Here is a 14080-nt window from a genome sequence, read left to right on the forward strand (position 1 = left end):
CTGGTGTGACGTAGGAACGCGCCACCCCGGCCCGGCACCGGTCGCATTCCCCAGGGTGCGGACGGAGCCGGGGCGGGCGGCGCACGCAATCTGTCGGCGCGCGAAGGGATCTGTCACCCTCATGCACACAGCATCGTCCTCCGTGTCCGCCCCCTACCGACCGCGGCGACCGGCCTCGCCGGCCGGCGCCGGACCGTATCTCGACCCGGTGCACGCGGGCCGGGCGCGGCGGCCCGCGCCGGCGGCCGGCCATCCGCTGAGCGGGAGGATCGATCTGTCCGGCCCGCAGGGAGCGCAGTTGCGCATGGCGGTGGCGGCGGTGCACCGGATCTGCCCGGAGTTCGCTCCGGTGCAGGTGCTGCGCCGCAGCGGGCGGTCCGTGCTGATCGTCGGCACGACGGGGAGGGCGACCGCGGTGGCCAAGTGCCTGCTGGACCGCTCATCCGTCTGGATCGAGCGGTTCCGCCATGAAATAGCCGCTTACCGGGCCTTCGTTCGGCACCGTCCGCCGGTGCGGGCCCCCCGGCTGATCGCGGCGGACCCGGAGAACGGGACGCTGGTGATCGAGCGGATGGCGGGCCGTCCCGCGGCCCTCAGCCGGCACCCCGCCGAAGCGCCGCCGCGCGCCGACCTGCGGGCGGTTCTCGGCGCGATCGGCCTGCTCAACGCCTGGCGTCCGCCGGCCGAGCTGTTCGACCGCCCGCTGGACTACGCCTCCCGGATCTCGCGCTATCACGAGCTGGGTCTTTTCACCGACCGGGACCTGGGGGACCTTCAGAAGCTGCTGCACGGGCTGGCGCACTCGGGCGGCAGACAGGGGCTCAGCCAGTTCTCCCACGGTGACGCGCTGCTCTCCAATGTGCTGCTGTCGCCGACCGGGCCGGTCCTGGTCGACTGGGAGCACGCGGGCTGGTATCTGCCGGGCTACGACCTGGCGACGCTCTGGGCGGTCCTCGGGGACTCGCCCGCCGCGCGCCGTCACATCAGCCAGACCGCGCAGCAGGCGGGATCCCAGGCCCGGGACGCCTTCCTGGTCAATCTGATGCTGGTGCTGACCCGTGAGATCCGCACCTATGAGACGGCCGTGCAGCGGACGATGCGGGAGGCCGCCCCGGCCGGGGGCCCGGCCGCCACGGCGACGCCGGGCGGACTCTCGGCCGGTGAGGAGCAGCGGCTGCTGCTGCGCCGGCTCCACGACGACTGCGCCCGCGCCCGGCGGGCGGTGCGTGCCGCCGTCGGCACGCGCTGACCGTCACCCGAAGGGGGGAAGCGTGCCGCGCGCCCGATGGCCGCACGGGCGCGCGGCACGCCGCGCGCTCCCCCTCCGCCCGGGAAATCCGCAGGACAGCGGGGTGTAGGGCTGTCCACACTACGGACATGACTGATGACGATCGGACTTCGCCCGCCTCCGGTTTTCTGGAGAAACCCGAACTGAGCGGGGATCTGGTGCTGCTCAGGCCCATCACGGCCGACGATGTGCCCGCGTTGATTCCGATGTTCCGGGATCCGGAGTGCGCGCGGCTGACGGGCGGACACCGCGACTCGGCGATGGAGGAGGACCGGATACGGGCCTGGTACGGGGGTGTGGGCGACCGGGACGGCCGGTTGGATCTCGCGGTGGTGGAGCGCGCGACGGGCAGGGTCGTCGGGGAGGCCGTGCTCAATGAGTGGGACGAGGAGAACGAGAGCTGCAACTTCCGGATCTCCTGTGTGTCCGGCGTCCTCGGGCGCGGTCTGGGTACGGAGGCGACGCGGCTGCTCGTCGGTCACGGCTTCGAGGCGCTGGGGCTGCACCGGATCTCGCTGGAGGTGTACGCGTTCAATCCGCGTGCCCGCCGGGTCTACGAGAAGGTGGGCTTCACCGCCGAAGGAGTGCTGCGTGACGCCCTGTTGTGGGAGGGCGAGCGGGTGGACTCCGTGGTGATGTCGATCCTCGCACCGGATTGGGCCCGGCATCGGGGAAGGCCTGTCGAAGGCGACCGGTCCGGCCCAACCATCCAGCTTGTATGACTAATTGATGTTGTGCGTGCGCCGTTCGGGGGACGGGTAAAGCTTTTTGCACAGCAGCCGACTTGACTCGAAAGGCATCTCACGCAATGGCTCAGCCCTTCGTCCTGCCCGACTTCTACATGCCGTACCCGGCACGCCTCAGCCCGCATGTCGACACGGCACGCACGCACACCCGGGAGTGGGCGCGCGGCATGGGCATGCTGGAGGGGTCGGGTGTCTGGGAGGAGAGCGACCTTGAGGCGCATGACTACGCGTTGCTGTGCGGATACACCCACCCCGACTGCGACGCCGACGCGCTGTCGCTGGTGACCGACTGGTATGTGTGGGTCTTCTTCTTCGACGACCACTTCCTGGAGATCTTCAAGCGCACCCTGGACCGGAAGGGCGGAAAGGCCTATCTGGACCGGCTGCCCGCCTTCATGCCGCTGGACCCGGAGAGCCACGTGCCGGAGCCGACCAACCCGGTGGAGGCGGGGCTGGCCGATCTGTGGCGGCGGACCGTGCCGTCCATGTCGCCGGCCTGGCGGGCCCGCTTCTCGGAGTCGACCCGCAATCTCCTCAACGAGTCCCTGTGGGAACTGTCCAACATCAACGAGGGCCGGATCTCCAACCCCGTCGAGTACATCGAGATGCGCCGCAAGGTGGGCGGCGCGCCCTGGTCCGCGGGGCTGGTGGAGTACGCGGCGGGGGCCGAGATCCCCGATTCGGTGGCCGCCTCCCGCCCGCTGCGGGTGCTCACGGACGCCTTCGCCGACGCCGTGCATCTGCGCAACGACCTCTTCTCGTACCAGCGGGAGGTCGAGGACGAGGGCGAACTCAGCAATGGCGTCCTGGTCCTGGAGCACTTCCTCGGCTGTACGACCCAGGAGGCCGCCGAGTCCGTCAACGACCTGCTGACCTCTCGGCTGCACCAGTTCGAGAACACCGCGCTCACCGAGGTCCCGGGGCTCTGTGTGGAGAAGGGGCTGACCCCGGACGAGTGCGCGGCGATCGCGCTCTATGTGAAGGGGCTCCAGGACTGGCAGTCGGGCGGCCACGAGTGGCATCTGCGCTCCAGCCGCTACATGAACGAGGGCCTGGCGGCCCGGGAAGCGCTGCCCGGCGGGGTCCTCGGCACCTCCGCGCTCGACATCAGGACGCTCTTCGGCCGGTCGGCGACCGCCCGGCTGCGCACCCTGACCCATGTTCCGCATCAGCGGGTCGGCCCCTCGCTGCTGCCGGAGTTCGATCTGCCGTTCCCGCTGACGCTCAGCCCGCACCACCGGGACGCCCGGGAGAAGTCCATCGCCTGGGCGGACCGCATGGGGCTGCTGGGGGACATCTGGGACGGGCCGATGCTGCGCGGCTTCGACCTCGCGCTCTGCTCGGCCGGCCTGGACCCGGACGCCACGCCGGAGGAGCTGGAGCTCAGCGCGGAGTGGCTGACCTGGGGCACCTACGCCGACGACTACTACCCCGTGGTGTTCGGCCGACCCCGCAATCTGCTGGGGGCGAAGCTCTGCAACGACCGGCTCAGGGAGTGCATGCCGGTCGAGGACCCGGCCCTGGCCGCCGCGGCGGCGGTGAGCCCGCTGGAGCGCGCGCTCGCCGATCTGTGGACGCGCACCACCGGGCCGATGGAGCAGGGCGCCCGGCGGGAGCTGCGTTCCTCGATCGAGGTGATGATCGAGAGCTGGCTGTGGGAGCTGCACAATCAGGCGCAGCACCGGGTCCCCGACCCGGTGGACTATCTCGAAATGCGGCGGACCACCTTCGGTTCGGAGCTGACGATGCTGCTCTCCAAACTGCGCCACGCGGGGCGGATCCCGCGGGAGCTGCTGCTGCACGGCACGGTGCGGGGTCTGGAGCTGGCCGCCCAGGACTACGCCGTTCTCCTCAATGACCTCTTCTCGTACCAGAAGGAGATCGAGGGCGAGGGCGAGGTGCACAACGCGGTGCTGGTGGTGCAGACATTCTTCGGCTGCGACTATCCCGCCGGTGTCAGGATCGTGGACGATCTGATGCGGGAGCGGCTGAAGCAGTTCCTCCATGTCAAGGAGCATGAACTGCCGGTGCTGTACGAGGACTTCGGCCTCAACGAGGACCGGCGGGCGGCGCTCGACAGCTACATCCGGGAGATCGAGGACTGGCTGGCGGGCATCTTGAACTGGCACCGCGGAGTGCGGCGTTACCGCCCGGAGGATGTGCGTACGGGCGCGGGCACGGCCCGGCTGGGACAGCCGAGCGGGCTGGGCACGGCGGCGGTGCGGGTGGCGACGATGCTCGCTCGCTGATCCGGCTTGATCCGAACGAGAGGCCCTGGGCCCGGACGGGGACGCCGTTCCGGGCCGGGTGGCACTCAGCCCTGCTGGAAGAGTTCCGCGGGCAGGGGCTTGAGCAGCGCGTAGAGATCGTCGGTGATGGGACGGTCCCAGCTGGCGATGGTGACCAGCACATTGTCGCTGCGGTCGAACTGGACGCAGGAGATCCGGCTCTCGGAGAGCTTCAGTCGGCGCACGATGAGCAGATTGTCACCCTGCATCACCGGGACGTCCTCGGTGCTGACGACCTCGACGTGCTCGTCGTTCTCCAGGGCGAGCAGCAGTTGGGCCGCCTCGAAGGGGATCTCTCCCTCGTCCAGCTCACGGGCGGGGGAGCCCTCGGGGAGGTTTCCGATGATCATCGCGGGGCCGCGGCCGCCGAAGAGGTCGTACCGCAGGAAGACGCCCTGACAGGTGCCGTCGGGCGCGGGCAGGAGTCCCGCGCCGAGATTTCCGGGCCAGTCCCCCGGGTCCATGGCCAGGACGTCGAAGTCCGGGCCCGCGGGTGTGGCGGCGCTGCGGCGGCGGAGGAAGGACATACCGCCATGGTACGTGTCCGGGGGCACCCGGCCGACCGGGGCCCGGGGCCGCTCGGGGCAGGTCGCCGCCGGGCGGCCGTCGGGCGGGGCGGCCCTCAGGTGAGGTCGAACTCTCCGCCGCGGGCGTTCAGCACGAAGGCGCGCCACTCGGCCGGGGAGAAGATCAGCGAGGGGCTCTCCGGCCGGGCTCCGTTGCGCATGGCGATGAAGCCCTCCACAAAGGCGATCTGGACGTCTCCCGCTCCTTGGCTGCCCGACTGCCAGTCGGCGTTGCTGAGGTCGAGTTCGGGCTTCTCCCAGCCCGAAAACAACTGCGTGGTGGTGGTGCTCTCGGCCACGTCCGTGCTCCTCCCGCGTCGGCTCGGGCCACAGCCTAGCGATCGGCCCCCGTCCGGCACAGGCCGCCGACCGGCCGGGGCGGCCCTCGATTCCGTCCGGACCCTCATTCCGCTTCAGGTTCCGCTTCTGGTTCTGGTTCGAGCGATGGCTCAGATCCGGCTCCGGGGCTCAGCCGGCCGGCGGATCCGTTCCGACCAGCCACATGGCGAAGAACTGCGAGCCGCCGCCGTAGGCGTGGCCGAGCGCCCTGCGCGCGCCGTCGATCTGGTGCTCGCCCGCCCGCCCGCGCACCTGGAGGGCGGCCTCCGCGAAGCGGATCATGCCGGAGGCCCCGATGGGGTTGGTGGAGAGCACCCCGCCCGAGGGGTTGACGGGCAGATCGCCGTCCATCCCGGTGACCCCGGCCTCGGTAAGCCGCCACCCCCGGCCCTCGGCGGCGAAGCCCAGATTCTCCAGCCACATCGGCTCGTACCAGGAGAACGGCACATACAGCTCCAGCACGTCGATCTGCCGGCGCGGATCGGTGATCCCGGCCTGCCGGTAGACATCGGCCGCGCACTCCTTCCCGGCCCTCGGCGAGACGAAGTCCTTGCCCGGGAAGAGCGTGGGTTCGCTGCGCATCGCCCCGCCGTGCACCCAGGCGGGCGGGGTGGGCGAGCGGGCCGCGCCCGCCCGGCCGGTGAGGACCATCGCGCACGCGCCGTCCGAGGACGGGCAGGTCTCCGAGTAGCGGACGGGGTCCCAGAGCATCGGGGAGGCCTGGACCTTCTCCAGGGTGATGCCGTGCTCATGGAGATGGGCGTACGGATTCCGGAGGGCGTTCCGCCGGTCCTTGTGGGCGACGAGGGAGCCAATCGTCTCGGGAGCGCCGGAGCGCCGCATATAGGCGCGTATGTGGGGGGCGAAGAAGCCGCCCGCGCCCGCGAGCAGGGGCTGCTGGAAGGGGACCGGTAGGGAGAGGCCCCACATGGCGTTCGATTCGGACTGTTTCTCGAAGGCGAGGGCGAGCACCGTGGTGTGGACCCTCGCCTTCACGAGCTGGGCGGCGACCAGCGCGGTGGAGCCGCCGACCGAGCCGGCGGTGTGCACGCGCAGCATCGGTTTGCCGACCGCTCCGAGGGCGTCGGCGAGATACAGCTCCGGCATCATCACGCCCTCGAAGAAGTCGGGGGCCTTGCCGATGACGACCGCGTCGATATCGGCCCAGCCCAGCCCGGCGTCCGCCAGGGCTCGCAGGGCGGCTTCGCGAACGAGTCCGGCGATGGAGACATCGCGCCGGGCGGCCGCGTGCCGGGTCTGGCCGACGCCGACGACGGCCACGGGCTCATGGGGCATCGCTCTCCTCCTCCCGTTCCAGGTCCCGTTCGAGGACGGCGACCAGGTTCTGCTGGAGGCAGGGCCCGGAGGTGGCGTGGGCGAGGGCCCGGCGGGACTCTCCCCGGTGGATCCGGTCGGCGGCCTCGCCGATGCGGACGAGTCCGGTGGCCATCACCGGGTCGGCGGCGAGCGCGCCGCCGGACGGGTTGATCCGCACCTCGGGGCCGAGGCCGAGGGCCCGGCGGAGCACGACTTCCTGGGAGGTGAAGGGGGCGTGGAGCTCGGCGGTGTCGACGGGCCGTTCGAAGGCTCCGGCGCGGCGGGCGGCGAGCCGGGTGGACGGGGAGTCGGTCAGATCGCGGACGCCGAGGCCGTGGGCCTCGATCCGGTGGTCCATGCCCCGGATCCAGGCCGGGCGCTCGCACAGGTCCGGGGCCCGGTGCCGGGCGGCGAGGAGCACGGCCGCCGCGCCGTCGCGGACCGCCGGGCAGTCGCCGGTGCGCAGCGGCCGTACGACGTACTCGCCGCGCGGCGAAGGCCCCGGCGGTCCGGCGGTCCCCGTCCGCCCGGCCCTGCCGCGTGCGGCGATCGCGGCGAGTCCGTCCTCGTCGGTGTGTCCGGCGTCGATCAGGGCCCGCGCCTGGAGGGCGGCGAGCGCCACCCGGTCGGGCCAGAGCGGTGCGGTGCAGTACGGGTCGAGCTGGCGGCTGAGGATGTCGCGGACCTCGCCGGCGGACGGCTTTCCGTACGCGTACACGAGCGCGGTGTCCGCCTCGCCGGTGAGGATCTTCACCCAGGCCTCGTACAGCGCCCACGCGCCGTCGGTCTCGACATGGGACTCGGAGATCGGCGGCCAGGCCCCCACGCCGTCCAGGGCCATGGTGAAGGAGAAGGCGCGCCCGGCGAGATAGTCGGACGAGCCCGAGCAGGTGAAGTCGGTGTCGGCGGCGCTCAGCCCGGTCCGCTCCCGGACCTCGCGCAGGAGCGGCATCACCATCTCCGCCTCGGTGATTCCCTCGTCGTACGGCCGGTCCTCGCTCCGTGCGAAGGCGACGATCGCCACGTCCCCGGCGTGCCGTCGGCGCGTCACAGCAGTTCCCGGTAGCTGTCGTAGGGGGCGTCGGGTTCGCCCGCGGGCCGGTAGTGGTCGGGGTGGGCGCCGCCGGGGAGCCAGACCGGCTCGACCCTCAGTCCCATGCGGACCCTGTCGTACGGGATGCCGTCGATCCGGCCGTGGAGGGCGAGGTCGGCGCCGTCGAGGGCGATGTGGGCGTAGACGTACGGCACCTCGACGTCGAGGTTCGCGGCCTTGATGTTGACGACGCAGTACGTGGTGACGGTGCCGCGCGGGCCGACCTCGACCTGTTCGGCGGTGGCGACGCCGCAGACGGGGCAGACGCCCCGGGGCGGTACGTACACCTTGCGGCAGCTCGGGCAGCGCTCGCCGGTGATCCTGTGGTCGGCGAGCGCGGTGAGGTGGGCGTGCTGGGCGCGGCCGGCGGTGTGAACGTAGTCGAGCCGGGCGGGGGCGGTGATCTCGGCGACGGGGTCGGCGAAGACTCCGTCGTGGGCGGTGGCCGGGCGGCCCGGGGCGCTGTCGAAGGGCTCGAAGCAGGCGATGTCGGTAATGGCTCCGGTGCGGTCGCGGGCCCAGCGGATCCGGACGCGCAGTCCGGTGCGCACCGCTTCGGGCCCGGGGGCGTCGAGGGCGTGCAGAAGCGCGGTGTCGGCCCCGTCCAGGCGTACGAGCACCCAGGAGAAGGGGGTGGCGAGCGGCTGGCCCCGGCGGGGGGCCGGGTTCCAGGCCCAGGTGGTGACGGTGCCGGTGGGGCCGACCTCGGCCAGTTCGCGGAGCTCGTCGGCAGTGACGGGGTCGTACTCGACGGGCGGCACCAGCACCCGGCCGTCGGTGGCGCGGACGCCGAGGACGGTGCGTTCGCGCAGGCCGGTGAGGAAGGCGCGCAGTACGGGGCCGAGGGAGCGGGTGAAGGGGAACTCCACCCTCAGCGGGGCGCGCGGCGGTTCGGGCATTCGCTCTCTCCTCGGTCAGGCGCGCCGGTAGCGGGGTTCGCGCTTCTCGGCGAAGGCGCGGAGGCCTTCGCGGGCGTCCTCGGTGGCGAGGATCGGCCATCCTCTGGCGAGTTCGGCGGCGAGCCCCTCGGTCTCGGTGAGTTCGGCGCTGTCGTACACCGAGGCCTTGACGGCCTCGACGGCGAGCGGGCCGCAGGCGTTGACGCGCGCGGCGATGGCGAGCGCCCGTTCCAGGGCCGTGCCGTCGGGGACGACGTGGCCGACGAGACCGATCCGCAGGGCTTCGTCGGCGCTGTAGGGGCGGCCGGTGAGGAGCATCTCCAGGGCGTGGGTGCGGGGGATCTGGCGGGGGAGCCGGACGGTGGATCCGCCGATGGGGAAGAGTCCCCGGCCTACCTCGAAGAGGCCGAAGACGGCGCTGGTGCCCGCGACGCGGATGTCAGTGCCCTGGAGCAGCTCGGTGCCGCCCGCGACACAGGGGCCCTCGACGGCGGCGATCACCGGTTTACGGGGGCGGTGGTGGCGGAGCATGGCCTTCCAGTGGAGGTCGGGGTCGGCTTTCAGCCGTTCCCGGTGGTTCTCTCCCTCCGGGTCCGCGCCGCCGAGGGCCTTGAGGTCCATACCGGCGCAGAAGGCGCCGCCCGCGCCGGTGAGGACGATGGAGCGGATCGTGTCGTCGCGGTCGGCCGCCATCCAGCCGTCGTGGAGACCGACCAGCATCGACGGCGAGAAGGCGTTCCTCGCGGCGGGCCGGTTGAGGGTGAGCACCAGGGTGGCGTCCCGGCGGTGCGCGGTGAGGTGCTCGGTGGCGAAGGGTTCCGTGTCGAAGGGTTCCGTGTCGATGGATTCCGTGCCGATCGGCCGTTCTGCCATGCGCGGGCCTCCCGTCCCAGACCTGGAACAGGTTGCAGCAGGGGCGGGCCCAGTTCAATAGCTTTCTGACAGTCAGTCAGATTTCTTGGCCGCCGCCCCTTCACAGTTGCCGCCCCGAACGCTCTAATGACCGCCGGGCCGGGACGCGGACGGCCCCGGGCCGGACCCGGGCCGACCGGACCGGACCGGACGGAACCAGGTCAGACGGAACCCAGGTCAGGAGGAGCGGTGGAGTACAACCTTGCCGACCTTTTCGAGTCGGTCGTGGATGTGGTTCCCGATCGCGAGGCCCTGGTCTGCGCCGACCTGCCCGGGACGGGCGCGGAGCGCCGGCTGACCTACGCGGAGCTGGACGCGGCGGCCAATCGGGTCGCCCACCATCTGCGGGACGCCGGCATCGGGCCCGGCGAGCACCTCGGGATCCAGCTCCGCAATGGGGTGGAGTACCTCCAGACCCTGCTCGGCTGCCTCAAAGCGCGGATCGTGCCGGTCAATGTCAACTACCGCTATGTGGCCGACGAGCTGACCCATCTCTACCGGGACGCCGATCTCGCGGCCCTGGTCTTCGACGCCGAGTTCACCGGGCCGGTCGCCGCCGCCGTGCCGAGCGCGGAGCGGCTGCGGCATCTGCTGCGGGTGGGGGACGCGCCCCCGGCCGCTGCCTTCACGGCCACCCCCTTCGCCGATGCCACGGCCTCGGCCTCGCCCGGGCGGGGGTTTCGCCCCCGGTCGGGCGACGATCTGTTCATCATCTACACCGGCGGCACCACGGGGATGCCCAAGGGCGTCATGTGGCGGCAGGAGGATCTGTTCTTCTCCGGCCTCGGCGGCGGCGCGCCGACCGGCGAGCCGGTCTCCTCGCCCGGGGAGCTGGCCCGGCGGGTCGCCGCCGGAGGCGACGGGATCACCTTCTTCCCCACTCCCCCGCTGATGCACGGCACCTCGACGCTGACCGCGTTCATCGCCTTCCACTTCGGCCAGCGGGTGGTGCTGCACCGGGGCTTCACACCGTCGGAAGTGCTGCGGACGATCGAGCGGGAGGCGGTCACCAGCGTCTCCCTGGTCGGGGACGCGATGCTGCGCCCGCTGGTCGACGCGCTGGAGGGGCCGCTGCGGGACGTCGACCTCTCCGCCCTGTTCAGCGTCTCGTCCTCCGGGGCGCTGCTCTCGGAGACGGTACGGGCGCGGTTCGCCGCGCTGGCCCCGAAGGTCGCGCTGCTCAACAACTTCGGGTCCTCGGAGTCCGGCTTCAACGGCACCGCGACCGAGGACTCGGGGCAGGAGAAGGGGCTACGGCTGCGGGTCAACGACCGTACGGCGGTGGTCGACCCGGTGACCCGGGAGCCGGTCGCGGCGGGCGAGGTGGGACGTATCGCCCAGCGCGGCCGGGTGCCGCTCGGGTACTACAACGACCCGGTCAAGACCGCGGAGACGTTCTTCCGGCGCGGCGCGGACCGCTGGGTGCTGCTCGGCGACATGGCGACGGTGGACGCGGAGGGCGTCGTCACCGTCCTGGGGCGGGGCTCGCAGTGCATCAACACCGGCGGCGAGAAGGTGTATCCGGAGGAGGTCGAGCAGGCGCTGACCTCCCATCCCGATGTGTACGACGCGCTGGTGGCGGGGGTGCCGGACGCCCGGTGGGGGCATCGGGTGGCGGCCGTGGTGCAGCTGCGCGCGGGCGCGCGGGAGCCGAGTCTGGCGGAGATCCAGACCCACTGCCGGGCCCGGCTCGCCGGGTACAAGATCCCGCGCGGGCTGGTGGTCGTACCCGAGATCCGGCGCTCGCCGAGCGGGAAGGCGGACTACCGCTGGGCCCGGGCGGCGGCGTCCGGGCACGCCTGACCCGGGACCTGACGCGGGTCCGGTCCGGGGCGGGTCCGGGTCCGGCCCTGGGGCGCTCAGATGCCGAACTCCCGCAGGGCGGCGAGGAACTCCTCCGGCCGGCTCTCGTGGATCAGATGCCCGGCGTCGATGGTGACCATCCGCGCGCCGGGGATCCGCTCGGCCAGCAGGGCCAGCCGGTCCTGGGGGACATGGCTGTCCGGTCCGCCGCCGATGACCAGGGTCGGAGCCTCGACGGCGGCCAGCCGCTCGCTCCAGGACGGGTCCGGCGCGCTCAGCTCGGCGTCGATGCTGAGCACCACCGGCCAGTCGAAGGCGGGCTCCCCCGGCTGCCGCCGGGCGGACGGCCTCGGCGGATCGGGCGGGAACGGCGGTGGCGGGTCCTCGACGACGAGCCGGTCCACCAGCTCGGGTTCCTCGGCAGCGAGCAGGAAGGCGGCCATCGCGCCCATGGAGTGGCCGACGATGTCGACGCTGTCCAGACCGAGCCCCCGGATGAACGCGCTCAGCTCGTCGCGGAGCCGGACGAAGCCGTACTCCCCGTGCCAGTCGCTCAGCCCGTGCCCGCCGAAGTCGGGGGCGTACACCCGCCGGGTGGCGGCGAGCCGCTCGGCGATCACGGTCCAGTCGGCCCCGCTGCCGCCCAGGGCGTGGGCGAGCACCACCGGCGGGGCGGACTCCTCGCCCCAGGTGCGGTAGGCGAGCCGGACGCCGTCGGCGTCCAGGGCCAGGATGTCGGGGGCGAGGAAGGCGCGGACGGTACGGACGAACGCGCCGGGGTCGTCGAGCCAGGGGTGGTGGGCCGCCGCCTTGCTCTCGTACGGGAACAGCGCCGCCAGCTCGGCGGCGCGGGCCGGCCGGGGGCCGTTCTCGCGGGGCGCGGAGAGCAGCAGCACCGGCGCGTCGAGCAGGGCGAGCGCGGCGCGGGTGGCGGCCGGGTCGAAGACCCCGTCGGCCTCCGGCCCCGGACCGTCGCCGTTGCTGCTGCTGTTGCCACCGCCGCCGACACGGGTGCCGGGGGCGATGAGCGTCAGGGAGCGCACCCGCAGCGGGTGCCGGGCGGCGTACAGGGTGGCGAGGTTCCCGGAGGCCGAATGGGCCAGCAGATGCACGCTCTCCAGGTTCAGATGCTCGCGGAGCGCCTCGATGTCGTCGGTCTGGAGATCCCAGCGGCAGGTGGCCGGATCGGCGGGTTCCGCGGAACCGCCGGTGCCGCGCAGATCCAGCAGCACCAGCCGGTGATGGGCGTCCAGGCCGCCGAGCGTTCCGTAGTAGGCGGCGGCGCGCGTGGGGCCGCCCGGCAGGCAGATCAGCGGTTCGCCCGCTCCCTTCAGATGGTAGGCGAGTTCCGTCCCGTCGTACGCGGTGAACTTCGGCATGTGCCGATCGTTGCCCGCCCGGGGCCTCGGTGCAATGGGCCCCGCCCAGGGCGGGCCGTCCTCTTGCCAGAGGCCCGGGCGAGCTGCCTTACTGATCCCCGGAGAACACGACCGAACGACCGGTCGGGTGACGGGTGGAGGGAGCGGCCGGATGAGGGAACTGCTGGACGCCGGGGAGCGGCTGAGCCGGCCCGAGCTGGCCGCGCTCCAGCTCGGGCGGCTGCGGGCGACGCTGCGTCACGCGTACGAGAAGGTCGGCTTCTACCGCGAGTCCTTCGACCGGGCGGGGGTGCGGCCCGAGGACTGCCGCACGCTCGCGGATCTCGCCCGCTTCCCGTTCACCGCCAAGTCCGATCTGCGCGACCAGTACCCGTTCGGCATGCTCGCCGTGGACCGGTCCGAGGTGCGGCGCGTCCACGCCTCCAGCGGCACCACCGGCCGCCCCACCGTCGTCGGCTACACCGCGCGCGATCTGGACATGTGGGCCGATGTGATGGCCCGCTCGATCCGCGCGGCGGGCGGACGCCCCGGCCACATGGTCCACGTCGGCTATGGGTACGGGCTGTTCACCGGCGGTCTCGGGGCGCACTACGGGGCCGAGCGGCTCGGCTGCGCGGTGGTGCCCGCCTCCGGCGGCATGACCGAGCGCCAGGTGCGGCTGATTCAGGACTTCCGTCCCGACGTCATCATGGTGACGCCCTCGTACATGCTCACCCTGCTGGACGAGTTCGAGCGGCAGGGCATCGACCCCCGGACCGCCTCGCCGTCGATCGGCATCTTCGGGGCCGAGCCCTGGTCCCCGGCGATGCGGGCGGAGATCGAGGAGCGGTTCGCGCTGGACGCCGTCGACATATACGGGCTCTCGGAGGTGATCGGCCCGGGGGTGGCGCAGGAGTGTCTGGAGGCCAAGGACGGGTTTCTTCATGTGTGGGAGGACCACTTCTTCCCGGAAGTGATCGATCCGCTCACTGGCGAGGTGCTGCCCGACGGGGAGCGGGGCGAGCTGGTGTTCACCTCGCTGACCAAGGAGGCCATGCCCATGATCCGCTACCGGACCCGGGATCTCTCCCGGCTGCTGCCGGGCACGGCGCGGGTCTTCCGCCGGATGGAGCGGGTGACCGGGCGCACCGACGACATGATCATTCTGCGGGGCGTCAATCTCTTCCCGACCCAGATCGAGGAGATCGTGCTCCGGACGCCGGATGTCTCCCCGCACTTCGAACTGCGGCTGACTCGCCCGGACCGGCTGGATGTGCTGACGGTACGGGCGGAGGCGCGGCCGGACGCGACGGCGGGGCGGCGGGCGGAGGCGGCCCGGCGGATCGCGGCGGCGGTGAAGGAGGGCGTCGGGGTGTCGGTGGCGGTGGAGGTGGTGGATCCGCGGACGCTGGAGCGGTCCTCGGGGAAGCTGCGGCGGGTGGTGGATCTCCGGGAGGCCGGGGGCTGAGGG

Annotated in this window: 12 protein-coding genes; 5 read left to right on the top strand and 7 right to left on the bottom strand. The window is 72.4% G+C overall.

From position 1 onward, the window contains the following. Window positions 1-121: 121 nt before the first annotated feature. The 3 genes from IE247_RS11745 (at window position 122) to IE247_RS11755 (ending at window position 4283) form a co-directional block, all read left to right on the top strand. Window positions 122-1249: an aminoglycoside phosphotransferase family protein gene (locus IE247_RS11745; RefSeq protein WP_190122960.1), complete on the top strand. Its 1128-nt coding sequence runs from the start codon at window positions 122-124 to the stop codon at window positions 1247-1249. Window positions 1250-1377: 128 nt separating this feature from the next. After that, complete coding sequence (locus IE247_RS11750; protein WP_190122961.1) at window positions 1378-2010, top strand: GNAT family N-acetyltransferase; 633 nt, start codon at window positions 1378-1380, stop codon at window positions 2008-2010. Window positions 2011-2096: 86 nt separating this feature from the next. Next, complete coding sequence (locus IE247_RS11755) at window positions 2097-4283, top strand: terpene synthase family protein (protein ID WP_190122962.1); 2187 nt, start codon at window positions 2097-2099, stop codon at window positions 4281-4283. A gap of 65 nt (window positions 4284-4348) precedes the next feature. Here the strand turns inward: IE247_RS11755 and IE247_RS11760 are convergent, their stop codons facing one another. The 6 genes from IE247_RS11760 to IE247_RS11785 form a co-directional block, all read right to left on the bottom strand. Beyond that, complete coding sequence (locus IE247_RS11760) at window positions 4349-4849, bottom strand: hypothetical protein (protein ID WP_190122963.1); 501 nt, start codon at window positions 4847-4849, stop codon at window positions 4349-4351. A gap of 95 nt (window positions 4850-4944) precedes the next feature. Further along, on the bottom strand, window positions 4945-5187 hold the full coding sequence (locus tag IE247_RS11765; protein WP_190122964.1) for a DUF397 domain-containing protein: 243 nt from the start codon (window positions 5185-5187) through the stop codon (window positions 4945-4947). A 169-nt stretch (window positions 5188-5356) separates the two neighbouring features. Continuing rightward, a complete protein-coding gene (locus IE247_RS11770) occupies window positions 5357-6523 on the bottom strand; it encodes a thiolase family protein (RefSeq protein WP_190122965.1) in 1167 nt (388 codons plus the stop codon). Next, window positions 6513-7595, bottom strand: a complete 1083-nt coding sequence (locus IE247_RS11775) for a thiolase family protein (RefSeq protein WP_190122966.1) — start codon at window positions 7593-7595, stop codon at window positions 6513-6515. Before IE247_RS11775 ends, IE247_RS11770 begins: the two co-directional genes overlap by 11 nt. Continuing rightward, on the bottom strand, window positions 7592-8536 hold the full coding sequence (locus tag IE247_RS11780; protein ID WP_190122967.1) for a Zn-ribbon domain-containing OB-fold protein: 945 nt from the start codon (window positions 8534-8536) through the stop codon (window positions 7592-7594). The genes IE247_RS11775 and IE247_RS11780 overlap by 4 nt, the downstream gene beginning before the upstream one ends. Window positions 8537-8551: 15 nt before the next feature. Continuing rightward, entirely contained in the window at window positions 8552-9409 is an 858-nt protein-coding gene (locus IE247_RS11785) for a crotonase/enoyl-CoA hydratase family protein (protein WP_190122968.1), read from the bottom strand. 228 nt (window positions 9410-9637) lie between these two features. Between IE247_RS11785 and IE247_RS11790 the strand changes: the two genes are divergently transcribed. Next, a complete protein-coding gene (locus IE247_RS11790; protein WP_190122969.1) occupies window positions 9638-11251 on the top strand; it encodes an acyl-CoA synthetase in 1614 nt (537 codons plus the stop codon). A gap of 56 nt (window positions 11252-11307) precedes the next feature. Here IE247_RS11790 and IE247_RS11795 read toward each other — a convergent pair whose 3' ends face one another. Further along, window positions 11308-12630, bottom strand: a complete 1323-nt coding sequence (locus IE247_RS11795; RefSeq protein WP_190122970.1) for an alpha/beta fold hydrolase — start codon at window positions 12628-12630, stop codon at window positions 11308-11310. Window positions 12631-12781: 151 nt separating this feature from the next. Between IE247_RS11795 and paaK the strand changes: the two genes are divergently transcribed. Next, window positions 12782-14077 (top strand): phenylacetate--CoA ligase PaaK, encoded by a 1296-nt coding sequence (paaK, locus tag IE247_RS11800; RefSeq protein ID WP_190122971.1) that lies wholly within the window; start codon window positions 12782-12784, stop codon window positions 14075-14077. Window positions 14078-14080: the final 3 nt, after the last annotated feature.

The sequence above is a fragment of the Streptomyces inusitatus genome, assembly GCF_014651115.1.
Classification (GTDB): Bacteria; Actinomycetota; Actinomycetes; order Streptomycetales; family Streptomycetaceae; genus Streptomyces; species Streptomyces amakusaensis.

What these genes read in the sequence shown, in the direction of transcription:
- IE247_RS11745 (WP_190122960.1), top strand. Translation starts at nt 122, where the DNA reads ATGCACACAGCATCGTCCTCCGTGTCCGCCCCCTACCGACCGCGGCGA.
- IE247_RS11750 (WP_190122961.1), top strand. Translation starts at nt 1,378, where the DNA reads ATGACTGATGACGATCGGACTTCGCCCGCCTCCGGTTTTCTGGAGAAA.
- IE247_RS11785 (WP_190122968.1), bottom strand. Translation starts at nt 9,409, where the DNA reads ATGGCAGAACGGCCGATCGGCACGGAATCCATCGACACGGAACCCTTC.
- paaK (WP_190122971.1), top strand. Translation starts at nt 12,782, where the DNA reads ATGAGGGAACTGCTGGACGCCGGGGAGCGGCTGAGCCGGCCCGAGCTG.
- IE247_RS11760 (WP_190122963.1), bottom strand. Translation starts at nt 4,849, where the DNA reads ATGTCCTTCCTCCGCCGCCGCAGCGCCGCCACACCCGCGGGCCCGGAC.
- IE247_RS11780 (WP_190122967.1), bottom strand. Translation starts at nt 8,536, where the DNA reads ATGCCCGAACCGCCGCGCGCCCCGCTGAGGGTGGAGTTCCCCTTCACC.
- IE247_RS11755 (WP_190122962.1), top strand. Translation starts at nt 2,097, where the DNA reads ATGGCTCAGCCCTTCGTCCTGCCCGACTTCTACATGCCGTACCCGGCA.
- IE247_RS11770 (WP_190122965.1), bottom strand. Translation starts at nt 6,523, where the DNA reads ATGCCCCATGAGCCCGTGGCCGTCGTCGGCGTCGGCCAGACCCGGCAC.
- IE247_RS11795 (WP_190122970.1), bottom strand. Translation starts at nt 12,630, where the DNA reads ATGCCGAAGTTCACCGCGTACGACGGGACGGAACTCGCCTACCATCTG.